The organism is Streptomyces sp. NPDC051569, from assembly GCF_044454085.1.
GTDB lineage: Bacteria > Actinomycetota > Actinomycetes > Streptomycetales > Streptomycetaceae > Streptomyces.
The window spans coordinates 58,322-81,241 of sequence record NZ_JBITDJ010000002.1 but is presented as its reverse complement, the minus strand read 5'-3'; the positions used below and the strand labels follow the sequence as shown (position 1 = coordinate 81,241).

The window sequence follows — 22,920 nt, the reverse complement described above, 5'->3', positions numbered from 1 at the left end:
TCTTCATGAAGCTCCGCCGCGCTATGGCCGTCGCCGCCGCGACCGCCGTCATAGCCCCTGCCGCCTTCTTCGCGGCTCCGGCCGCCTTCGCGACCGGCACCGAGCCGAGTCCCACGACCACGACCGAAGCCCCCGCCCCCGAGGGCTCGACGCCGGCCGCCGAGCCCTCGGACACCGCGTCGCCCACCGACGGGGCCAGCAGCCCTTCGGCCCCGGCCGACCCGTCCTCCCCGGCCGACCCTTCGACCCCGGCCGACCCGTCCACGCCGGCCGAGCCCTCGAATCCGGGTCAGCCGAGCACGAGCCCGAGCCCGAGCACCAGCCCGAGCCCGAGCCCGAGCAACGGTCCCGCGGACTGCCTCGACGAGGACGTGAAGTTCGACGAGAACCTCCGCACCAGCCTCAGCGGCCTGCCGGACCGGATCGTCGCGGGCAGCGGCTTCCACTCGTTCAAGCTCAACGTCTCGAACAAGGGCAAGACGAACTACCAGCGCGTCGACCTCGCGGTCTTCGCCGCCCAGATCGACACGGACACCTGGAACGAGAACACCAAGCACCTGACGCTCCAGTACAAGGACCCCGCGTCCGGCACGTGGACCAACATCTCTCTCGACGAGAGCGACGAGGGCGCCGGTTACATCGGCTACACCGATGTCAGGGCGAAGGAGTCGTTCTCCGTCAACATGCGCCTGAGCATCGCGAAGTCCGCTCCGGCCGGCCTCGGTTACGCCGTCAGCTTCGGCCTCTACGCCGATGACAAGGGCGCCTGCGTCTTCGCCGGCGAACCCCAGTCGTACGAGTTCAAGATCCTCGCCGCCGGCCAGAACCCGGGCAAGCCCAACGAGGCCAAGCCGCAGGAGGGTGGCAAGCCGATCCCGGCCAAGCCCGTCGGCAACACGGAGATCAAGCCGGAGGGCCACCTCGCCGAGACCGGCTCCTCCTCGATGCTGCCCGTCATCGGCTCGGTCGGCGGCATCGCCATCGTCGCCGGTGCCGGCGTGATGTTCGCGATGAAGCGCCGCCGGAGTGACGCCGCCGCGTAACCCGCTTACCGCACACCGCTCTTGCCGGGAACGGCACTGAAGACCGGAAGAGGCGCTGCACTCGGAGGGGGGCGCAGCGCCTCTTTTGCGTTCTCTCGCGTGTCTTCCTGTGCGCGCTCTCGCGTCCTCCGAGAGGCACGGCTGAGAGGGCAGGGCCTGACGCGTACCGAAAGCGGCGCTAGGACCGCTTCGGCGGCACCTTCGGTATGTCCAGCAGCGGCAGCTTGAGCGCCCCGAACGCCCCGGCGGGGACCGCCGGGGACCTCGGCCCGACCGGGGCGAGACGTACGTACTCCGTGGCCGCTTCCCTTTCCGTGGGCTGCTGGGGGCGGGGGTCGGGGTCGCCCTTGTTCGGCCAGAAGGACATCGCCCGCTCGGCCTGGGCCGTGATCGTCAGGGAGGGGTTCACGCCCGGGTTCGCGGAGACCGCCGACCCGTCGACGACCGATATGCCCGGGTAGCCGTACAGCCGGTGGTACGGGTCGATCACCCCCTCCTCCGCCGACGCGCCGATCGGACAGCCGCCCAGGAAGTGCGCGGTCAGGGGGGTGCCCAACAGTTCGCCGACATTGCTGCCCGCGAAGCCGTTGATCTCCTCGGCGATCAGGGTCGCGGCCCGCGTCGCCTCGGGGATCTGCTTCGGGTTGGGGGCGCCATGTCCCTGGCGGGCGGTGAGCAGGCCCTTTCCGACCCCGCCCGGCTTGCGGTAGGTCGTCAGGGAGTTGTCGCGGGACTGCATGACCAGGCCGATGATGGTCCGCTCCGACCAGCGGCGGTTGGAGAGCGAACGGAACAGGAGCGCCGGATGCCTGACGGCGTTCCCGAGCCAGGCCCGTATCCGCCGCTCACTCCGCGGCACTTGGAGGATCGACAGCACGCCCATCGCGTTGGATCCCCTGCCGTAGCGCACCGGCTCGACATGGGTGGTGCTGTCGGGGTGGATCGAGGACGTGATGGCGACGCCCCGGGTGAAGTCGGCCTTCGCGGCGCCGTGCCGCGCGCGGTAGCGGCGGTCGTCGGTCTGCGCGCCCACCAGCGCCTCGGAGTTGGTACGGGTCAGCTCGCCCAGCCGCGCGGAGAGACGCGGCAGCAGCCCCTGGTCCTTCATCGTGTGCAGCAGCGTCTGCGTACCGTACGTCCCCGCCGCGATGACCACATGCCGGGCGCGCATCACCTGGCGCCGGGCCCGCGCGCCCTTGCGGCGTGCGCCGGTCGGCACGGTGGTGACGCGGTAGCCATCCCCGTTGCCCGTGCCGTTGCCGGTGCCGGTGCCGGTGCCGGTGCTCTCGGTTATCGCGATCACCGAGGTCATCGGGTGGATGACGGCGCCCGCCCGCTCGGCGAGGTGGAGGTAGTTCTCGTTCAGGGTGTTCTTCGCGCCGTGCCGACAGCCGGTCATGCACTCGCCGCATTCCGTGCAGGCGTTGCGCGACGGTCCCGCCCCGCCGAAGTACGGGTCGGCCACTTCCGTCCCCGGCCCGCCCTTCGCCCGGCCGTCGGCGTCCTCGCCGTCCCCGAAGAAGACCCCGACGGGCGCGAGATGGAAGCTGTCACCGACACCCATCGCCTCGGCCGCCGCCTTGAGGTGGACGTCCGAGGGGGTCATCGTCGGGTTGAGCCGTACGCCGAGCATGCGCCGCGCCTGGTCGTAGTACGGCTTCAGCTCCTGCTCCCAGTCGGTGATCGACGCCCACTGGGGATCGTCGAAGAACGCGGCGGGCGGTACGTACAGCGTGTTCGCGTAGTTGAGCGAGCCGCCGCCGACCCCGGCACCGGCCAGCACCATGACATGGCCGAGCAGGTGGACACGCTGGATGCCGTAGAGGCCGAGGGCGGGGGCCCAGAGGTAGTTCCTGAGGTCCCAGGAATTCCTGGGGAGGGTCTCGCGGGTGAAACGGCGGCCCGCTTCCAGGACACCGACGCGATACCCCTTCTCGGCCAGCCGCAGAGCGGAGACCGCGCCGCCGAAGCCGGAGCCGACCACGATCACGTCGTAGTCGCGGTCGTGGTCGTGGTCGTGGTCGCGGTGGTAGTCGTCTTCGTGGTCGTCAGCGCTGTCCTCCGACACCGGCCCTCCTCGTCGTGTGCCGCGGCCGTCCGGTGATCTACCGCAGCCGCAGAGCCTTCATGACCCGCAGGCCACGGCTCATGACGGCCGCGTACGTCTCCTCGTCCATCCCGAACACCGGCGCCAGCGGCAGAATCCGCTGCTCCGCCACCGTCTGGGCCTCGGTGTATCTGAGAATGCCCTCGGAGCCGTGCCGCCGGCCGAGACCGGACTGCTTCATGCCGCCCATCGGCGACCGCGCGCTGCCGTACGCCGCCGCGTAGCCCTCGTTGATGTTGACCGTGCCGGTCCGCAGCCGGTCCGCCACCGCGCGGCCGCGCCGGGCGTCCTTCGTCCAGACGCTCGCGTTGAGGCCGTACGGTGTGCCGTTGGCACGGTCGATCACCTCGTCCTCGTCGCTGAACCGGTAGAGCGAGACGACCGGGCCGAAGGTCTCCTCCGTACAGACGGCCATCGGCGCCTCGACGCCGTCGAGGATGGTCGGTTCGTAGAAGTACGGGCCGATGTCGGGGCGCGCGACACCGCCCGCGACGACCGTGGCGCCCTTGGCGACGGCTTCCTCGACATGGCTGACGACGGTCCTCAGCTGCCGCTCGCCGACGAGCGAGCCCATGTCGGCGCCGTACGTGAGGGAGTTGCCGAGCCGCATGGCCTTCGTACGGGCCGTGAACCGCTCGACGAAGGCGTCGGCGACCGACTCGTGGACGTACAGCCGCTCGATGGAGACGCAGAGCTGGCCCGCCGAGGAGAAACAGGCGCGCACGGCGCCCGCCGCGGCCTTCTCCACATCCGCGTCCCGCAGGACGAGCATGGCGTTCTTGCCGCCCAGTTCGAGGGAGACCCCGACGAGCCGGTCCGCCGCGCCCCGGGCCACCTCGCGGCCGGTGCGGGTCGAGCCGGTGAAGGAGACGTAATCGGCGTGTTTGACCAGCTCGGGCCCGACGACCGGACCCTCGCCCAGCACCACCTGGAAGACCTCGGGCGGCAGTCCGGCCTCGATCAGCAGGTCGCGGGCCCAGAGCGCGGTGAGCGCGGTCCCGGTGTCGGGCTTCATCACGACGGCGTTGCCGGAGACGAACGCGGGCAGGGCGTCGCCCGCGGACAGCTCGAAGGGGTAGTTCCAGGGGGCGATCTGGCCGACGACCCCGCGCGGCCGGCGCAGCTCGGTGACCCTGGTGAGGACCGGAAGGGCGCCGGTGTGGCGTTTCGGCTTGAGGTACGACGGTGCCGTGCGCCCGTAGTGACGCGCGGCGACGGCCACGGCCTGGACCTCTTCGTGCGCGTGCAGCCTGGCCTTGCCGGTCTCCAGCTGGATCAGGTCGAGCACCTCGGCCTGGCGTTCGAGTACGAGATCGTGGAAGCGGAGCAGCACGGCGGCCCGCCGCCGCACGGGGACGGCGGCCCAGCCGGGCTGGGCCGCGCGGGCCCGGTCGAAGGCGGTCGCGACCTCCTCGGGCGTGGCCTCGGGCAGGTCCGCCAGCCTCTCCCCGGTGAGGGGCGTGTGGTTCGCGGTCCGGCCGGAGCCGATCACACCACGGGTGAGCTGGGCGATCACCTCGGGGGTGACCACATCGGCCGCGGTGCGGGCGCCGGGCGGCGCGGCGGCCACGGGGTTCGTGCCGGGGATGCCCGGCACGGCTGCCGGTCCCTGCGAGTCCGTCATGAAACCGAGCGTAGGACGCGTCCCGAGCTTTGGGTACCCGTCGGTAACACCTTTTCGCGGGGTGGCGGGCAGGGGTCACGGGCGCGGGGGTCACGGGCGGAGCCGGGGGCAGGACCGGTGGGCGGGGCCGGCAACGGGATCGGCGACGGGATCGGCGGCGGGGGATCAGCGCACGGACGGACGCGCGGGGGTCGGCAGCGGTACGAAGGAGTCGAGCGCGGTGTCGAACTGTCCCCGCGACTCGTCCAGCCGGTCCACCGGGGACGAGACCCAGACGTCGTACATCCGCCCGTTCTCGTCCCAGCAGAGGTCGAAGGTGTGGCGCGCGCCCTCGGCGCGGGTGAAACCGTTCCAGGTGAACTCCCAGAGTGCGGCGGAGAATCCGTTGTGCGTGGTCGGTGTGACGCTGCCGTCGCGGTAACCGGGGTTCGTGTCGGCACCCTCGGCGTCCGAGAGGCGCATGGCGGCGGTCGGGCCGCCGGGGATCGGTTCCTGGATGCGGATCCCGACCCTGAACGCCCGGTCGGCCGACACGTAGTAGACCCGCTCGTCGTCGTGGGAGCGGGTGAAACCCTCGGGGACCGCGAGGGTGAAGCCCATCGGGTCGTTGACGGCGCGGTAGCCCGCGGGGGCCGGCCCGGGAGCTTCCCCGGCGGGCAGGGCCGACACCGGTGTTCCGACCGTCGTCGGCCCTGACGACTGCCCTGGACCGGCCGGAACAGGTGGCGCGGAACTGCCGCCGTGGCCGCCACGGCCCTCACCGCCGTCCGGGAACAGGCTGAGGGAGACGGCTCCGGCCCCGGCCACCACCGCCACCAGCGCGCCCGCGACGAGAGCGGTGCGGCGGCGGGCGGGAACGGGCCCCACTCCACCGCCACCGCCGCTGCCTGCGCCGACGCCGGAGCCGGAGGTGCCCACGCCCACGCCAGTGCCGGAACCACTGACGCGGATACCCGAGCCGATGCGGATGCGCGGCCCGACGCGGATACGCGGCCCGGCGCCGGAGCCCCGGCCTGTCCGCCGCCCGCCCGGGGTCGCCGCCGGGTGCTGTGAGGTGGCGCCCTCGGAGCCGTACGCGCGGAGCAGCCGTTCCGCCTGCCCCGCGTCGAGCCTGCGCGCCGGGTCCCGCTCCAGCAGGCCCCGGACGACCGGAAGCAGTGATTCCGCGATAGCCGGCGGCCTGATCTCGGCCTCCACCACCGCGTGCAGCACCCCGGCCAACGACTCGCGGTGGAAGGGCGATTCACCGGTCAGCATCGCGCAGAGCAGCGCGCCGAGCGACCAGAGGTCCGACGCGGGACCGGCCCGCTCGCTGTCCAGGACCCGCTCGGGCGCCGTGTATTCGGGCGAACCGACGAACGCCCCGGGGTCCGTGATCGTCGTGCTGCCGACGAGGCGCGCGATCCCGAAGTCCGTCAGGACGACCCGTCCGGTGCCCTCCTCCAGGAGGACATTGGCGGGCTTGAGATCGCGGTGCAGGACCCCGAGCCCATGCGCGGCGCGCAGCGCGCCGAGCAGCGCGAGGGCGATCCGTACCGCCTCGGCCGGTTCGAGGGGGCCCCGGGCCGCGATCCGGTCGGCGAGCGAACCCCCCTCGACCAGTTCCATGACGATGTACGGGCGGCCGTCCTCCTCGACCACGTCATGGACGACCACCACGTGCGGGTGCTTCACACGGGCGACCGCCTGGGCCTCCCGCAGTGTCGCGGCGCCGTGGCGCGCGCCGGAATCACCGGTGCCGGTGCGCCCGCCCGCTCCCTCACCGCCCGGCGCGGCGTGCAGTTCCTTGACGGCGACCCGGCGGCCGAGGAGTTCGTCGTGGGCCACCCATACGGTGCCCATGCCGCCGCGCCCCAGCCTGGCTCCCAGGCGGTAGCGTCCGGCGATCAGCCGACTGTCGGAGGAGTGCCTGTCCGGGGAGTGCCTGTCCGGGGAGTGCCTGTCTGCGGGCTGAGGGTCGTCGGGCTGTCGGTCGTCGGGCAATACCGTCCCCTTCCGTTCACCGCCCGGCTTCGCCCGGCGGCGGCTGCCAGCTGCGCAGTACGGCGTCGAACTGCCGACGCGTCGTCGCCCAGTCCTCCTCGGGGCCGGACATGTAGATCGCGTACTCCATACTCTCGTCGTCCGAGTAGTAGATTTGGTCGATGGCGTGCCGGTTTCCGGTGTGGCCCTTCTCCTCCGTCCAAGTGAACTCCCAGAGCGCCGACTGTGTCTGATCGCGGAAGGTGTTCGGCCTCAGCTTCACCCGTTCGTATCGGGGGAGCCGCCGCAGTCCCTCCTCCATGTCCAGCATGTGCGTGTAGGGATTCTCGAAGTCGGGCACGTCGAGGCTGATCCGTATGAGATGACGGCCGTTGTCCGGCGTGTAGTCGATCTGGTCGCCGTCCATCTGGCGAGTCCAGCCGTCAGGCACGTCGAGACGGAAACCCTCCGGCGCCTGAACGTGTTGCCACCCCTCCGATGCGGACGGGTCACCCTGACCGGAGTGACCGGCCTGGCCCGCCTGACCGGCCCCGTCGGACCGGTCCACCGCCGAGTCCCCGTCGCCGGTACCGCCATCCGCGAACTTCAGGGCGGCGAAGCCCGCGCCGCCGCCGAGAACCGCCGCGATGACGACGGCCAGGACCGCCGTACGCCAACGCGCCCGCCGGACGGGCCGTGTCGGGGAACCGTGATCGACGGCCGAGGGATCCGGCGCGGCGACACCGGGGAACGGCGCGGAGGCGGGAAGCGGCGCGGAGGCGGTAGGCGGCACGGAGGCGGGAAGCGGCACGGCGGCGGTGAGCGGCACGGCCACGGGGAGCGGCACGGCCACGGGGAGCGGTGCCGGTATCACCGTCCGGGTAGCCCCGTACCCGTCCACCACCTCACGCAGCATCCGCTCCGTCTCCACCATGCCCGGCCGGCGGTCCGGATCCTTGCGCAGCAGCGCGGCGATCACGGGCGCCAGCGGCCCGGCCCGGTCGGGGTACGGCGGCTCCTCCGTGACCACGGCCTGCATGGTGGACAGCGCCGACGTCCGGCTGAACGGCGAGGTCCCCTGCACCGCCGTGTGGAGCGTCGTCCCCAGCGACCAGAGGTCGGACGCGGGGCCGGGATCGGCCCCGCGTACGCGCTCGGGCGCCAGATAGTCGATGGAACCGACGAGTTCACCCGTCCTGGTGATGGTCGAGTCGCCCTCGATCGCCGCGATGCCGAAATCGGTGAGCAGTACGCCACCGTCGCGCGCGAGGAGGACATTGCCGGGCTTCACGTCACGGTGCAGCACTCCGGCCGCGTGCGCGGCGCGCAGCGCGCCGAGGACCTGAAGGCCGATCCTGGCGGCCTCGCTGAAGTCGATCCGGCCGGACTCCTTGACCGCGTCGGCGAGCGAGCGGCCGTCGACGTACTGCATGACGATCCACGGGCGGCCGTCGTGGTCCAGGACGTCATGGACCGTGACGACTCCCGGGTGGGTGATCCGCGCGGCGGCGCGGGCCTCCTTCTGGGTCCGCTGGTGCAGTACGGCCCGGTCCGCCTCGGAGACGTAACGCCCTGCGGTCAACTCCTTCACGGCGACGGTCCGGTTGAGCACTCCGTCGTGCGCGCGCCATACCTTGCCCATGCCGCCGCTGCCGATGGCCTCGCCCAGCCGGTACCGCCCGGCGAGCGTCAGTCCCGTGCCCGCGTCCCTGCCCGTACGCGTCCCCGTGCCCGTACGCGTCCCCGCGCCTGTCTCCGTGCCCGTGCTGGTTCCCGGTGAATGGTCCACGTCTCCCCCGCCCCGTTCCTTGAAATGCCAGGTTACGGAGGGGCCCCGCGGACACGGAACCTCAACGGGCGGACGGAAACCGCACTGTGACGCTTGTCGGCACGGCCCGTGACAGGCGTCGTCGCACCTCCGTGACGGCCGCGACGGCGCGCGCCCCGTCCGGGTCCGCCGTGCCGCGCCCGTCCGGGTCCGCCGTGCCGCGTGCCTCAGCCGGTGACGCGGTAGGCCTGGGTCGCCTGCTGGTATATCTCGCTGACCTTGTCCCGCTGACTGTCAGGACCGATCACCTGGATGACGTGGTAACGACCATCGATGATCATGGCGAGGTTGCGTACGAAGACCTCCCGCCCGCTGCTGTCCTGCCAGGTGAACTGGCCCTCCGCCATGGCCTGTCGGCCCACGTCGATCCGGCGTACCCCGGAGGCGCTGGACCAGGAGGAATCCCGGAAGGGCTGGAGCTCCCGTTCCTTGTCACGCTGATAGGCGACGGGGTCGTCGCCGTTCTGCGCCACGGCGTCCCGGCCGGGGACGACGATCAGCGTGAAGTCGCCTCCGACATAGCGGACCTGTCCGCTGTCGTTGATGGGCCGCCGCTGCCAGCCCTTGTCGACACCGATCTGGAAGCCCTCGGGGTCCTTGCGCAACGCGTAGCCCGGGGCGAGATCCACGGCGGGACCGGAGGTCCCGGGCGTCGAGGTCCCGGGCACGGACGTCTGGGGCGCGGACGTACCGGACTTCTGCGGGGCGGGCGACTGTGGCGCGGCGGACGTGCTGGGACCCGCCTCGCCGACACTCTGTCCCCGCTCGTCCGTACCGGACTTGGGCATGAACATCACGGCGTACACGACGCCCGCCACGAGCAGCAGCAGAATCAGGATCAGCAGGGTACGACCGAGGGAGCGGCCACGGCGCCCACCACCCTGTCCGGGGCGCTCGTACCGCTCGTACCCCGGCTCCTCGGCCTCGCGCTGGTACGGGTGTTGCGACGGGTACTGGTGCTGCTGGGGCTGCTCGTACTGCCGCTGACCGTACTGCTGCTGGTCGAACCGCTGCTGCTCGTACTGCTGCTCGATGAAGCCGACCCGGCCGTCGTCCCTCTCCGCGCGCTCCTTGCCCTTCTTGTGACGGTGCCGCCCCAGGTCCCGGTTACGGCCGCGGCGCCGGCGTACCAGCTCGCCGCGGCGGCGCTTGATCGGCAGCCGCGTCGCGTCGACGGCCGGCAGCGGTACGACGTCCGTCCCCGCCTCCGGCTCGGGCGCCGACCGTACGAGCGAACGCAGCCAGCCGCGCAGCTCCTCGAAGTCGGGCCGTTCGGTGGGGTCCTGACGCAGCAGCGACTCGACGACGGGACGCAGCGGCCCGCACTCCTCGGCGAAGGCGGGCGGCTCCGCGCAGACGAGCTGCACCAGCTCGGCGGCGCTCTCCTCCGGATACGGGGCATGACCCTGCACCGCGCGGTACAGCAGCGCGCCGAGCGCCCAGAGGTCGGTGGAGGGGCCGATGGGCGGTGCCAGCTGCCAGTTGTCGTGTACGGGGCCGGCCTGCTCGGGTGCCCACCGCTCGGTGACCGCCCCGACGACCGCGATACGCGCCTGCCGGGCGCGCTCGGCGGCGAGAGGGGTGGCGGGACCTCGGTACGCGGGTACGGAACCACTCGCCACGACCTCGTCCCACCGCCCGGCGCCCTGCGCCACCACGGCGGGCAGTCGCGCGGCGTGCCGCTGGGCGTCGGCGCGCAGCGCGTCCCGGCCTCCGGAAGCCTGCCAGCTGCCCGAACCACCACCGCTGCCACTGCCGGGGCCCGCATACGGGGCGTCCCCGCCGCGCGCCATGGCCGCACCGGTCCCGGAGCCGCCGGACGGGCCGGACCCACCGGCTCCGGCGGGCGGCAGCGCCGGCCTGTCGCCACGGGCCGGGCCGGCGCCGAACGGGCCGTCCGAGTCGGGGCCGTACGGACTGCCGCCGCTGCCACCGTCACCGCCGCTGCCACCGCTACCGCCACCCGCCGGGACCGAGCCCGACGCGTCGTTCCAGGGCGCCGGGCCGTCACGCCAGGTGCCGGCCAGCTGGGCGCGGTAGGGCGCGGGCGGGTCGTCGTCCTCGTCCGAGTCCGGGTCGGCCCCCTCGAAGGTGTGCGGCGGCTGGGCCCACCAGTCCGGGTCGGAGCCGCCGCCCTGCGCGGGACCGGCCGCGCCGGGCGCGGTCGGCTGCCCGGTCCCGGCCGCTGTCTCCGGCGGGGCCTCGCCGGTGCCGGGCTCGGGCAGCGGGGGCAGCGCGCTCCCACCGGAGCGCTCGTCCTCGCTGGCGCGCGCTGCGGCGCGCGCTCCCGCGCGGTACGCGGCGATGGCGCCCGCGCGCGCGGCGCGAATGTCACCGGAGGCGCTGGCGCCGGGCAGCCCGGGCCGGCCGCCGTACGGCGCGGGGATCCCGGGCGGACCCTGGTTCGTCCGGGGCATCGCACCGGACGTACCGGACGAGGAGGTGTCGTACGGGCCGAGCGCGGCGCGGCCCGGCGCACCGGGCACCCCGGCAGTCGGCCCCGGGTCGTACGGCAGAGCGGGCCCCGCCTCGGGCGGCGGCAGCTGCTCCGACTGCTGAGGGCGCTCCGGCGGGCCGAGGTACTCCTGCCGCTCCTGTCCTTCCCGCTGTCCGGGACCCCCCACCGGCACACCCGGTGCCGCCGGCAGCTCCGGCGCGTACGGCTCCGGCACCGGCGCGTACCCGCACAGCGCTTCCTCCGCCGCGCCCGCCGCGAGCCCGGTGAGCACGACCCGCCCGTCGTCGCAGACGAGCACCGTGCGGACGGTGATGTTCCGGTGGGTCCAGCCGTGCCCGTGCAGCACCCGCACCGCGGTGAGCACGTCGGAGGCGATCTCGGCGGCCCGGAACGGGTTGAGCGGCTTCTCGGCGAGCAGTGCGGCGAGCGGTCTCGCCGCGACCAGTTCGCTGACTATCCACAGCGAGCCGGCCTCCGCGAACACGTCGAAGACCTGGTCGAGGCGCGGATGGTCGGGGATACGAGCGGCGCTCTGCGCGGCCTCGATGGCCCGTCGCACCGCCGGATCCGTCGCCCTGCGCTGCGTCCGCCCGGGCGCCCGGCGCGGCGCGGCGGTGCCCTCCGCGTCGACGACCTCCGCGTCGACGACCTCCGGCAACGGCACCTGGCGGACGAGAACTTCCTGTCCGCTGTAGGTGTCGAACGCTCTGGTCTCGGCGAGTTCGTACTCATCGGAGGGTGGCAGAGGAAGGCGATAGCGGTCGGCCAGCACCCGTCCCGCGTAGTCGTCCACAACGCCTCCCCACCAACGTGCCATCTCCCGGTACCGGAGACTCGCCAAACCGCCAATTCCGGTCGTTTACCGGCTCATTGTGGCTGCGTACGGTTCGCGACTTCTCACGATACGTGGCCGCGGGCAAACATGCCGCAGGGTCTGGGGAACCCGGCGGGGAACGTTCGCCTCCGGCGCACCGAACCGTCACGCGCGGAACGCGCCGCTCCGCTCAGGCCGTCGGCTTGAACGTCGCGAACGCGGTCTCACGCAGCGTCTTGCACTCCGTCCCGTCCCACTCGCTCGCCTTGCAGCTGATCATGATCGAGTAACCGCGCTTGCTGTCGATCTTGAAGCCCCGGTCCAGGACCCTGTTCCGCCCGCCGCCCTCGTTGCGCTCGAACGTCCAGTCCGCGACCGTCGGATAACCGTTGAACTCGGTCTCCTCGATGCTGATGCGCCGATAGCCGCTGCTGCTGCCCCGGACCGCCGGCTCCAGCGACCGCCACGCGGCGGCGGCGTCGTCGGTCGGGTGGCTGTTGAAGTCCACCTGGATGCGCGGATATCCGCCGGAGAGGCTGAATTTGCCGCCCGAGCTGCTGCCCGCTATGCCGGTCTTGTGGAATCCCTTGGGCATCGCCATCGTGAAGTGGAACTGATCGTCGCTGACCGTGGCGAACCCGGCGGGCAGCGCGTCGCCGCCCTGGCCCACGGAGTCGTCCGAGGTGTCGGACGCGTCGGAACCGCCGGAACCGGAATCGCCGGACGACTGCCCTCCCGTGGCGGCGCCGCCCTCCTCGCCCTGGTCGCCCGTGCTCTTGGCCGGATCCGGGCTCTTCCCCCCGGTGCTCCCCTTCCCACCGCTCGTGGGAGCGGCGCCGGCCGAGGCGGCCGTGCCGCCCTTGCCCGCGCCGTCCTTGGCCGACCCGCCGGACTTCCCGTCCCCGGTCAGGGCGACGACCAGGACCGTGGAGATCAGGGCCAGCGCCGCGATCACCGCGATGATCACCAGCGTGCGCCGGGGCACCACGTCGGTGAGCGAGGCCCGGGGCGGGACCGGCCGGGACGGTTCCACGGAGCCCGGCTCGGTGCCCGTCCCGGATCCGGCGACGGATGCGTTCCGCACGGAGCGCAGCGCGCCCCGCACCCGGTCGGCCTTCGGGTCGCCGGCGGCCTTCGCCGCCGTCTTCGCGGAGATGTCCTCGGGCAGTGGCGGCAGCGGGACGACCCGGGTGGCGTCGGGTGCCGGTTCCGGTTCGGGCTCCGGCTTGCCGGGGGCCTCGATGATCGCTTCGAGCAGCACCCGCGCGCCCGCGTCGTCGAGCCGCTGCGCGGGGTCCTTCACGAGCAGCCCGTAGATGACCTCTTCCAGCGGACCGGCGTTCTTGGGCGGATCGACCGGCTCGGTCATGACGGCGGTCAGCGTGGCGATGGCGGAGCCCTTGTCGTAGGGCGGGCTGCCTTCCACCGAGGCGTACAGCAGGCCGCCGAGCGACCAGAGGTCGGCGGCGGGTCCCGGCTTGTGGCCCCGGGCGCGCTCGGGCGAGATGTACGAGGGGGCGCCGACGAGCATGCCGGTGGAGGTGACCGACGGGTCGCCCTCGACCTGGGCGATGCCGAAGTCGGTGAGGACGACGCGGCCGTCCTCGGCGATCAGGACGTTGGACGGCTTCACATCGCGGTGCAGGATGCCCTCGCGGTGCGCGGAGCGCAGCACATCGAGGATCACCAGTCCGACCTCGGCGGCGCGCTTGGGGGTGAGGGTGCCGTCCTCGCGGATGGCCTCGGCGAGCGACTTCCCCTCGACCAGCTCCATGACGATCCATGGCCGGTCGTCCTCGTCCACGACGTCGAAGACCGTCACCGCGCCGTTGTTACGGATCCGGGCGATCGCCTTGGCCTCCCGCAGGGTGCGCGTGATGAGCCGGCGCTTCTCGTCCTCGTCGATGCTGGAGGGGAAGCGGAGCTCCTTCACCGCGACGGTGCGGCCGAGCGTCTCGTCGAGCGCCCGCCAGACCGTGCCCATGCCGCCGCGCCCGAGCACCCCGCCGAGCCGGTACCTGCCCGCGAGCAAACGCCCTTCGGGGGTGCCGTCGGCGCCCTTCTCCGTCTTCTCCGTGTCCTGCTGGGGCTTCTGCGCCGTGTCCCGCGACTGCTCCGACTCCGACATGCGTCCCCTCTGCGATCCCTGATCCTGGCCCGCGACTGCCGCCCGCGCGGTGCCGTAACGCGCCCTGGCAGAGCCTTCATTGTTCCTCACTCCGGGACCACCGCTGCTCCCGGGTCCGGCGTCCGCCAGGATGGGTCCGGAGGAAGGGACCCCCACCATGCCACTACCCCGGGCGCGGTCGCGCACCCCGCTGGCCATGGCCCTGTTCGGACTTGGGACAAGCGTATTAGCGACAGGTGTTCTGACAGCGGGTCTCCTGACGGCCGGTACGACGCGCCCGGACACGCCGGGGCACCCGCCGCCGGACGTACCGACGAAAGCGGCACCGGCCACCGCGTCGCACACGGCGCCGGACACGGCGCCGAGCGGGTCGCCGGTCGGGGCGCCCGCCGACACCGCGCCGGGCACACCCCCGTGGGCGGCCACCTCCCGCGTCCTCGGCCGGCTGGTCTCCGAGGGCCACGCGCCGGGCGCGGCCCTGCTCTCCCGTACCTCCTCCGCCGCGTCCCGGTTCGAGACCGCCGGCTCCGGAATCCGCCGGGACGACCGCTTCCGTGCGGGCAGCATCACGAAGACCCTGGTGGCGACGGTCGTCCTCCAGCTCGCCGCCGAGGGCGAGTTGACGCTGTCCGACACCGTGGACCGTCATCTGCCCGGGCTGGTACGCGGTCACGGGAACGACGGCCGCCGCCTCACCCTGCGCTCTCTGCTCACCCACACCAGCGGCCTCCACGACTACATGGCCGACGACTCCGTCCCCTCCCCGGCCACCGCCCGGGCCGCCGTCCGCCGGGCGCTGACCCACGCCCCCGGCCCCACCGGCACCTACGCGTACTCCAACACCGACTACATCCTGCTCGGCCTGGTCGTCGAGGCGGTCACCGGAGAGTCGTACGCCTCCGAGGCCCAGCGCCGCATCATCGTCCCCCTCGGTCTCGGCGGCACGTCCTTCCCCGGTGCGCGCACCACGCTGCCCACCCCGCACGGCCACGCCTACAGCCGCACGTCGGTCACCGGCGGCCCCGACGGGAGCGGCCCGCGCCCCGGCGCTCTGTACGACGTCACCGAACTCGACCCGCGCGAGGCGGGCGCGGCCGGCGAGCTGATCACCACTCTCGACGATCTCGACCGCTTCTGCACGGCCCTGCTGCGCGGCGAGCTCCTCCCCCCGGCCCAACTGCGCGAGCTGCTGGACACCACGGCCTCCCACGGTGTCTACGGCATGGGCGTCTACCCCCGGCGGCTCTCCTGCGGCACCACCGTCTGGGGGCACAACGGCCGGATCCCGGGCAGTTACGTCCGGACCGCCGCGACCGCCGACGGCCGCCACACCCTCACCTTCCGCGTCAACACGGACACCCTCGCGGGCGACTCCCTGGACACGCTCGAACCAGCCCTCCTGGATGCCGAGTTCTGCCCTTCGTGACAGATGCCGTCGCCGTGACAGATGCCGCCGCCTTACAGATGCCGCCGCCCCGGGCGAAGCGACGTGCGCGCCCGGGGCGGAGACGGACGGCCCCCGGAGCCGCCCGCCCGCACCGCACCACTCAGAAGGCCACGATGTCCGGCGCGCCCAGCCGCGCCGCGTCCGCCGTCCGGTCGTCCGGCTGCCGCTGCGACTCCCGCTCCGCCTCCACCCGCTTCTCGTAGTGCTCGACCTCGCGGTTGATCTGGTCCAGGTCCCAGCCGAGCACCGGCGCCATCAGCTCCGCGCACTCCCGGGCGCTACGCGTCCCCCGGTCGAAGGTCTCGATCGAGATCCGGGTCCGCCGTGTCAGCACGTCCTCAAGGTGGCGGGCCCCTTCGTGCGAGGCCGCGTAGACGACCTCGGCGCGCAGATAATCCTCCGCGCCGCCCAGTGGCTCGCCCAGTGAGGGATCGGCTTCGATCAGCTCCAGCAGCTCCTCGACGAGCGTGCCGTAGCGGTTGAGCAGATGCTCCACCCGGACCACGTGTATGCCGGTGCGCGCCGCCATCCTGGCCCGCGCGTTCCACAGGGCGTGGTAACCCTCGGCCCCCAGCAGCGGCACATCCTCCGTGACGCAGGCCGCCACCCGCTGGTCGAGACCGTGCACGGCCTCGTCCACCGCGTCCTTGGCCATCACCCGGTACGTCGTGTACTTGCCTCCGGCGACGACCACCATGCCGGGCACCGGGTGGGCGACCGTGTGTTCGCGCGACAGCTTGCTCGTCGCGTCCGACTCCCCGGCGAGCAGCGGGCGCAGCCCCGCGTACACCCCTTGCACGTCGTCCCGCGTCAGCGGCACGGACAGGACGGAATTCACGTGCTGCAGCACGTAGTCGATGTCGGCGCTGGACGCGGCCGGATGGGCCTTGTCGAGGTTCCAGTCCGTGTCGGTGGTGCCGACGATCCAGTGCCGCCCCCAGGGGATCACGAAGAGCACCGACTTCTCGGTGCGCAGGATCAGCCCGGTCGTGGAGTGGATCCGGTCCTTGGGTACGACCAGATGGACGCCCTTGGAGGCCCGGACGTGGAACTGGCCGCGCTCGGCGATCAGGCCCTGCGTGTCGTCCGTCCACACCCCGGTGGCGTTGACGATCTGCTTGGCCCGGATCTCGTACTCCCCGCCGGCCTCCACGTCCTGCACGCGCGCGCCGACGACCCGCTCCCCCTCCCGCAGGAAGCCGATGACCCGCGCGCCACCCGCGACGTGCGCGCCGTAGGTCGCGGCCGTCCGGACGAGGGTCGCGACATAGCGCGCGTCGTCCATCTGCGCGTCGTAGTACTGCAACGCCCCGACCAGCGCGTCCTTCTTCAGGCAGGGCGCCACCCGCAGGGCGTGCCGCCGCGAGAGATGGCGGTGGAGGGGCAGTCCGCGTCCGTGTCCGGACGACACGGACATCGCGTCGTACATCGCCACGCCCGAGCCGGCGTAGAGCCGCTCCCAGCCCTTGTGCTGCAACGGATACAGGAACGCCACCGGCTTCACCAGATGGGGCGCCAGCTTCTCCAGCAGCAGTCCTCGCTCCTTGAGCGCTTCCCGTACGAGCGCGAAGTCGAGCATCTCCAGATAGCGCAGGCCGCCGTGGATCAGCTTGCTCGACCGGCTGGAGGTGCCGGCCGCCCAGTCGCGCGCCTCCACCAGTCCGGTGGACAGACCTCGGGTCACGGCGTCGAGTGCGGTCCCCGCCCCGACCACGCCCGCGCCCACGACCAGCACGTCCAGTTCACGCTCGGCCATCGCCGCCAGCGCCTGTGCGCGCTCCGCGGGTCCCAGTGTCGCTGTCTTCACTGCTGCCTCCCGTCGTCCCCCGTGTGGTCGGGCTACAGATCGATTCTGTCCGCACTCCACGACTTCAGCCACCGCCTGTGGATAACGCTGCGCGACGATCGGCCCGCTCCCCCGATAAACAGGCTCCTCCCGGCCGCGCAATACCGCATAACGGTCATATTTACGCCTAGTCTGACATTGCGCTTCCCCATTCTGTCCACCCGGGTTGCGCTCACTGTCCACTCCGGTTAAGGGAAGGGCGGCCACCGCCACCATGCCCGCAGATCTCGCCGTCATCGGACTCGGCCACCTCGGCCTGCCCCTCGCCCAGGCCGCCGTGGCCGCCGGGATCGACACCATCGGCTTCGACACCGACCCACGGCCCGTCGCCGCGCTGGCGGCGGGCCACACCCCGGTCGACGGCCCGCTCACCGCCTCCGACGTCCGCCGGATGCTCTCCGGGGGTTTCCGGCCCACCACCAACCCGACCGAGCTGGGCCGGGTCCGCACGGCGGTCATCTGCGTGCCCACCCCGCTCGGCGCCGACCGCACCCCGGATCTGACCGCGATCGGCGACGCGGCCCGCGCGCTGGCCGCGCGGCTGCGCCCGCACACCACCGTGCTGCTGGAATCCCCGGTGGCGCCCGGCACCACGGAGGGGTACCTCCGCACCATCCTGGAGGAGGGATCGGGCCTCCAGGCCGGCCGCGACTTCCACCTCGCGTACTCCCCCGGCCGGCACGACCCCGGCAACCGCACGCACGGCATCGCCAACACCCCCAAGGTGATCGGCGGCCTGACCCCGGCCTGCACCGAATCGGCCGCCGCCTTCTACGGCCGCCTCACCGACAAGGTCGTCCGCGCGCGCGGACCGCGCGAGGCGGAGACGGTCAAGCTCCTCGAAACCAACTTCCGGCACGTGAACATCGCCCTGGTCAACGAGATGGCCGTGCTCTGCCACGACCTCGGCGTCGATCTCTGGGACGTGATCCGCTGCGCCGAGACCAAGCCCTTCGGCTTCCAGGCCTTCCGGCCGGGGCCGGGCGTCGGCGGCCACGGCGTGCCGATGGACCCCAGCTACCTCCCGCACGCGGGCCGCACCCCGGGCCATCCGCTGCGGATGGTGGGACTCGCCCAGGAGATCAACACCCGGATGCCGCAGTACGTCATCCAGCGCAGCGCCACCCTCCTCAACGAGCACGGCAAGTCCGCGCGGGGCGCCCGGGTGCTGCTGCTCGGCGTCACCTACAAGCCGGACCTCGCCGACCAGGAGAGTTCACCGGCCACCGAGATCGCCTGCCGGCTGATGGACCTGGGCGCGACCGTCAGCTACCACGACCCGTACGTCCCCGACTGGCGCGTTCGCGACCTGCCCGTACCGCGCGCGGACTCGCTCTACGAGGCGGCCGCCAACGCCGATCTGACGGTTCTGCTCCAGCACCACCGCACCTACGACCTGCAAGGGCTCGCGGTCAAGGCGCAGTTGCTGCTGGACACGAGGGGGGCGAGCCCGGCGGGCACGGCGTACCGGCTGTGAATTGACACATCGGCTGTCGGAGCGGACTGCTAATGTCCAGCATCGTCGTGCACAAGTCATGCGCACGCCACTTTCCCTGGGGGGGATTCCGTATGAGTCAGCCCGTTCCGCCGCCCGGCAACCCGTTCGCCGAGGGCACCGCACCGTCTTCCGGCAACCCGTTCGCCGAAGGCGCCGTTCCGCCCGCCCCGTTCGCCCCGCCCCCGGCGCCCGCAACCGCGAACCTCGGGCTCGGACTGGTCGCGGCCCTGGTCGCCGCCGTGGTCGCCGCGGCGGTCTACGGCGGGATCATCGGCGCCAGCGAGCGCCAGATCGGCTGGGCGGCCGTCGGTGTCGGCTTCCTCACCGGTTTCGCGGCCGGCAAGGTCGGCGGGTCCAACCCGGTCCTGCCCGTGGTCAGCGCGGTCCTCTCGCTGGGCGCCGTCTACGCGGGGCAGCTGTTCGGCATCGCGCTCCTCATCGCGAAGGAGCTGGACGTGTCGACGACCGAGGTCGTCTTCGACCACTTCGACGTGCTCACCGCGGGCTGGAGCGAAGGCGCGAACGCCATGAGCTTCCTCTTCTTCGCGCTCGCCGCCTTCGCGGCCTACTCCGGCGCCAAGAAGGCCGCCCAGTAAGGACGGCCGCACACCGACGCCGCACACACGAAGGTGCCCGGACCGGGAGTCGGTCCGGGCACCTCGCCGTGACGTCACATCCCCGGTCGCGGGGTCAGCGGCGGTGCTGCGAGTCCGCCACCGTCACCTCGACGCGCTGGAACTCCTTGAGTTCGCTGTAGCCCGTCGTCGCCATGGCCCGCTTCAGCGCGCCGAAGAAGTTCATCGATCCGTCCGGGCTGTGCGAGGGGCCGGTGAGGACCTCCTCCGTCGTCCCGACGATGCCGAGGTCCACCAGCTTGCCGCGCGGCACGTCCTCGTGGACCGCCTCCATGCCCCAGTGGTGGCCCTTGCCCGGCGCGTCCGTCGCCCGCGCCAGCGGGGAACCGATCATCACCGAGTCCGCGCCGCACGCGATCGCCTTGGGCAGGTCGCCGGACCAGCCGACCCCGCCGTCCGCGATGACGTGCACGTACCGGCCACCGGACTCGTCCATGTAGTCGCGGCGCGCGGCGGCCACGTCCGCGACGGCGGTCGCCATCGGGACCTGGATGCCCAGCACGTTGCGGGTGGTGTGCGCGGCGCCGCCGCCGAAGCCGACGAGCACGCCCGCCGCACCCGTACGCATCAGGTGCAGGGCGGCGGTGTACGTGGCGCAGCCGCCGACGATGACCGGCACATCCAGCTCGTAGATGAACTGCTTCAGGTTCAGCGGCTCGGCCGCGCCGGAGACGTGCTCGGCGGAGACCGTCGTACCGCGGATGACGAAGATGTCGACCCCGGCGTCCACCACGGCCTTGGAGAACTGCGCCGTGCGCTGCGGCGAGAGCGCGGCCGCCGTGACGACGCCCGAGTCCCGCACCTCCTTGATGCGCCGGCCGATCAGCTCCTCCTTGATCGGCTCGGCGTAGATCTCCTGGAGCCTGCGGTTGGCGGTCGCCTCGTCCAGGCCGGCGATCTCGTCGAGCAGCGGCTGCGGGTCCTCGTACCGGGTCCACAGCCCTTCCAGGTTGAGCACCCCCAGGCCGCCCATCTCACCGATGCGGATCGCGGTCTGCGGGGAGACGATGGAGTCCATGGGAGCGGCCAGGAAGGGCAGCTCGAACCGGTAGGCGTCGATCTGCCAGGCGATCGAGACCTCCTTCGGGTCCCGGGTGCGCCGGCTCGGCACGACGGCGATGTCGTCGAACGCGTACGCCCTGCGGCCGCGCTTGCCGCGCCCGATCTCGATCTCAGTCACGATGTGTGGCCTTTCCCTCTACGTCTGCCGTCCCAGTATCCCCGAGACGTGTACCCGCCGGTGCCCCCCGCGCATCGGTAAGGGGCGGCCGGGTGTCCCGGCCGCCCCTTACCGATGCTTACGCTCAGTGCTTGTTGTAGTTCGGTGCCTCGACGGTCATCTGGATGTCGTGCGGGTGGCTCTCCTTGAGGCCCGCCGCGGTGATCCGGACGAAGCGGCCCTTGGTCTCCATCTCGTCGATGGAGGCCGCGCCCACGTATCCCATGGTCTGGCGCAGTCCGCCGACCAGCTGGTGCAGCACGGCGGCCAGCGGGCCGCGGTAGGGCACCTGGCCCTCGATGCCCTCGGGGACCAGCTTGTCGTCCGCGGACACCTCGCCCTGGAAGTAGCGGTCCTTCGAGTACGAGCGTCCCTGGCCCCGGGACTGCATGGCGCCCAGCGACCCCATGCCTCGGTACGACTTGAACTGCTTGCCGTTGATGAACTGCAGCTCGCCCGGGGACTCCTCGCAGCCCGCGAGCAGGCTGCCGAGCATCACCGTGCTGGCGCCGGCCGCGAGGGCCTTGCCGATGTCGCCCGAGTACTGCAGGCCACCGTCGCCGATGACCGGGATGCCCGCGGCCATGCAGACCACCGCGGCCTCGTAGATCGCCGTGACCTGCGGGACGCCGATACCGGCGACCACGCGGGTGGTACAGATCGAGCCGGGTCCGACGCCGACCTTCACGCCGTCCACGCCCGCGTCGATCAGCGCCTTGGCACCGTCGCGAGTGGCGACGTTACCGCCGATGATGTCGATGCCGACGCTCGACTTGATCTTCGACATCCAGCTGAGCGCGTTGCTGTTGTGGCCGTGCGAGGTGTCCACGACCAGGAAGTCGACACCGGCGGCGACCAGCGCCTGGGCGCGCTCCAGCGCCTCCGGGCTGGCACCCACCGCGGCGCCGACGAGCAGTCGGCCCTCCGCGTCCTTGGCCGCGTTCGGGTACTTCTCGGCCTTGACGAAGTCCTTGACCGTGATGAGGCCCTTGAGGATGCCCCCGTCGTCGACCAGCGGCAGCTTCTCGATCTTGTGGCGGCGCAGCAGCTCCATGGCGTCCACGCCGGAGATGCCGACCTTGCCGGTGACGAGCGGCATCGGGGTCATGACCTCGCGCACCTGGCGCGTACGGTCCGCCTCGAAGGCCATGTCGCGGTTGGTGACGATGCCGAGCAGCTTGCCCGCGCGGTCGGTGACCGGGACGCCGCTGATCCGGAACTTGGCGCAGAGCTGGTCGGCCTCGGCGAGCGTCGCGTCCGGGAGGACCGTGATCGGGTCGGTGACCATGCCGGACTCGGAGCGCTTCACCAGGTCGACCTGGTTGGCCTGGTCGGCGATGGAGAGGTTGCGGTGCAGGACACCGACACCGCCCTGCCGTGCCATGGCGATCGCCATCCGCGACTCGGTGACCTTGTCCATCGCGGCGGAGAGCAGCGGGATGTTCACCTTGACGTTCCGCGAGACCAGGGATGCGGTGTCCACCTGGTTCGGCAGGACTTCCGAGGCGCCCGGCAGCAGCAGCACGTCGTCGTATGTCAGCCCGAGTGTCGCGAACTTCTCAGGCACTCCGTCGACGTTTGCAGTCATGACACCTTCCCCAAATGGCCTTGATCGGTGCGGATGTCCATGCTAACGGGCTCCACGGGCCGCTCATTCCACGCCGGCGGCCCCGCTCGGCGTCGGCAGGATCACACCGGGCGCGATCACCGCCGGCACGATCACTGTTCGGCGAGCGCGCGCAGTCTGCTGAGGGCCCGGTGCTGGGCGACCCGTACCGCGCCCGGGGACATGCCCAGCATCTGGCCCGTCTCCTCCGCGGTCAGCCCGACCGCGACCCGCAGGACCAGCAGCTCGCGCTGGTTCTCCGGGAGATTGGCGAGCAGCTTCTTGGCCCACGCGGCGTCGCTGCTCAGCAGCGCCCGCTCCTCGGGGCCCAGCGAGTCGTCCGGCCGCTCGGGCATCTCGTCGGACGGCACGGCTGTCGATCCCGGGTGCCGCATGGCGGCCCGCTGGAGATCGGCGACCTTGTGGCCGGCGATGGCGAAGACGAACGCCTCGAAGGGACGGCCCGTGTCGCGGTAGCGCGGCAGGGCCATCAGGACAGCGACGCAGACCTCCTGAGCGAGGTCCTCCACGAAGTGTCGCGCATCACCCGGCAGGCGGTTCAGCCGCGTACGGCAGTAGCGCAGCGCGAGCGGGTGAACATGGGCCAGGAGATCGTGCGTGGCCTGTTCGTCACCATCGACGGCACGGTGAACGAGTGCACTGATCGCCGTGCTCTCGTCATCCCGCATCGGTCCATGGTGCCTT

The 22,920-nt window shown here is 72.2% G+C and carries 14 protein-coding genes; 4 read left to right on the top strand and 10 right to left on the bottom strand.

What is annotated here, in order from left to right; genetic code table 11:
• Positions 1 to 5 precede the first annotated feature (5 nt).
• Positions 6 to 1,043 (top strand): LAETG motif-containing sortase-dependent surface protein, encoded by a 1,038-nt coding sequence (locus ACIBAE_RS03335; RefSeq protein WP_399282076.1) that lies wholly within the window; start codon positions 6 to 8, stop codon positions 1,041 to 1,043.
• 178 nt (positions 1,044 to 1,221) lie between these two features.
• Here ACIBAE_RS03335 and ACIBAE_RS03330 read toward each other — a convergent pair whose 3' ends face one another.
• The 6 genes from ACIBAE_RS03330 to ACIBAE_RS03305 all read right to left on the bottom strand — a co-directional run bounded on the left by ACIBAE_RS03330 (position 1,222) and on the right by ACIBAE_RS03305 (position 13,964).
• Positions 1,222 to 3,030 (bottom strand): GMC oxidoreductase, encoded by a 1,809-nt coding sequence (locus tag ACIBAE_RS03330; RefSeq protein ID WP_399282556.1) that lies wholly within the window; start codon positions 3,028 to 3,030, stop codon positions 1,222 to 1,224.
• Between the two features lie 118 nt (positions 3,031 to 3,148).
• A complete protein-coding gene (locus ACIBAE_RS03325) occupies positions 3,149 to 4,774 on the bottom strand; it encodes a succinic semialdehyde dehydrogenase (RefSeq protein ID WP_399282075.1) in 1,626 nt (541 codons plus the stop codon).
• Positions 4,775 to 4,939: 165 nt separating this feature from the next.
• Positions 4,940 to 6,757, bottom strand: coding sequence for a serine/threonine-protein kinase (locus ACIBAE_RS03320; RefSeq protein WP_399282074.1), 1,818 nt, complete (start codon positions 6,755 to 6,757; stop codon positions 4,940 to 4,942).
• 16 nt (positions 6,758 to 6,773) lie between these two features.
• Positions 6,774 to 8,378, bottom strand: coding sequence for a protein kinase (locus ACIBAE_RS03315; protein WP_399282555.1), 1,605 nt, complete (start codon positions 8,376 to 8,378; stop codon positions 6,774 to 6,776).
• A gap of 353 nt (positions 8,379 to 8,731) precedes the next feature.
• A complete protein-coding gene (locus tag ACIBAE_RS03310) occupies positions 8,732 to 11,815 on the bottom strand; it encodes a protein kinase (protein WP_399282073.1) in 3,084 nt (1,027 codons plus the stop codon).
• Between the two features lie 211 nt (positions 11,816 to 12,026).
• On the bottom strand, positions 12,027 to 13,964 hold the full coding sequence (locus ACIBAE_RS03305) for a serine/threonine-protein kinase (RefSeq protein ID WP_399282072.1): 1,938 nt from the start codon (positions 13,962 to 13,964) through the stop codon (positions 12,027 to 12,029).
• 157 nt (positions 13,965 to 14,121) lie between these two features.
• On the opposite strand from ACIBAE_RS03305, the gene ACIBAE_RS03300 reads away from it, so the two are divergent.
• On the top strand, positions 14,122 to 15,390 hold the full coding sequence (locus ACIBAE_RS03300) for a serine hydrolase (protein ID WP_399282071.1): 1,269 nt from the start codon (positions 14,122 to 14,124) through the stop codon (positions 15,388 to 15,390).
• A gap of 121 nt (positions 15,391 to 15,511) precedes the next feature.
• Here the strand turns inward: ACIBAE_RS03300 and ACIBAE_RS03295 are convergent, their stop codons facing one another.
• On the bottom strand, positions 15,512 to 17,218 hold the full coding sequence (locus ACIBAE_RS03295; protein ID WP_399282070.1) for a glycerol-3-phosphate dehydrogenase/oxidase: 1,707 nt from the start codon (positions 17,216 to 17,218) through the stop codon (positions 15,512 to 15,514).
• A 253-nt stretch (positions 17,219 to 17,471) separates the two neighbouring features.
• On the opposite strand from ACIBAE_RS03295, the gene ACIBAE_RS03290 reads away from it, so the two are divergent.
• Complete coding sequence (locus ACIBAE_RS03290) at positions 17,472 to 18,734, top strand: nucleotide sugar dehydrogenase (RefSeq protein ID WP_399282069.1); 1,263 nt, start codon at positions 17,472 to 17,474, stop codon at positions 18,732 to 18,734.
• A 92-nt stretch (positions 18,735 to 18,826) separates the two neighbouring features.
• Entirely contained in the window at positions 18,827 to 19,351 is a 525-nt protein-coding gene (locus tag ACIBAE_RS03285; RefSeq protein ID WP_399282068.1) for a hypothetical protein, read from the top strand.
• A 94-nt stretch (positions 19,352 to 19,445) separates the two neighbouring features.
• On the opposite strand, the gene ACIBAE_RS03280 is transcribed toward ACIBAE_RS03285, so the two are convergent.
• The 3 genes from ACIBAE_RS03280 to ACIBAE_RS03270 form a co-directional block, all read right to left on the bottom strand.
• Entirely contained in the window at positions 19,446 to 20,570 is a 1,125-nt protein-coding gene (locus ACIBAE_RS03280; protein WP_399282067.1) for a GuaB3 family IMP dehydrogenase-related protein, read from the bottom strand.
• 124 nt (positions 20,571 to 20,694) lie between these two features.
• A complete protein-coding gene (guaB, locus tag ACIBAE_RS03275; RefSeq protein WP_399282066.1) occupies positions 20,695 to 22,197 on the bottom strand; it encodes an IMP dehydrogenase in 1,503 nt (500 codons plus the stop codon).
• Positions 22,198 to 22,328: 131 nt separating this feature from the next.
• Positions 22,329 to 22,904, bottom strand: a complete 576-nt coding sequence (locus tag ACIBAE_RS03270) for a sigma-70 family RNA polymerase sigma factor (protein WP_399282065.1) — start codon at positions 22,902 to 22,904, stop codon at positions 22,329 to 22,331.
• Positions 22,905 to 22,920 lie beyond the last annotated feature (16 nt).

Bases quoted from the DNA above. Each gene is read 5' to 3' on its own strand.
- ACIBAE_RS03335 (WP_399282076.1), top strand. From the start codon at position 6: ATGAAGCTCCGCCGCGCTATGGCCGTCGCCGCCGCGACCGCCGTCATA.
- ACIBAE_RS03290 (WP_399282069.1), top strand. From the start codon at position 17,472: ATGCCCGCAGATCTCGCCGTCATCGGACTCGGCCACCTCGGCCTGCCC.
- ACIBAE_RS03305 (WP_399282072.1), bottom strand. From the start codon at position 13,964: ATGTCGGAGTCGGAGCAGTCGCGGGACACGGCGCAGAAGCCCCAGCAG.
- ACIBAE_RS03315 (WP_399282555.1), bottom strand. From the start codon at position 8,378: ATGGGCAAGGTATGGCGCGCGCACGACGGAGTGCTCAACCGGACCGTC.
- ACIBAE_RS03270 (WP_399282065.1), bottom strand. From the start codon at position 22,904: ATGCGGGATGACGAGAGCACGGCGATCAGTGCACTCGTTCACCGTGCC.
- ACIBAE_RS03285 (WP_399282068.1), top strand. From the start codon at position 18,827: ATGAGTCAGCCCGTTCCGCCGCCCGGCAACCCGTTCGCCGAGGGCACC.
- ACIBAE_RS03325 (WP_399282075.1), bottom strand. From the start codon at position 4,774: ATGACGGACTCGCAGGGACCGGCAGCCGTGCCGGGCATCCCCGGCACG.
- guaB (WP_399282066.1), bottom strand. From the start codon at position 22,197: ATGACTGCAAACGTCGACGGAGTGCCTGAGAAGTTCGCGACACTCGGG.
- ACIBAE_RS03300 (WP_399282071.1), top strand. From the start codon at position 14,122: ATGCCACTACCCCGGGCGCGGTCGCGCACCCCGCTGGCCATGGCCCTG.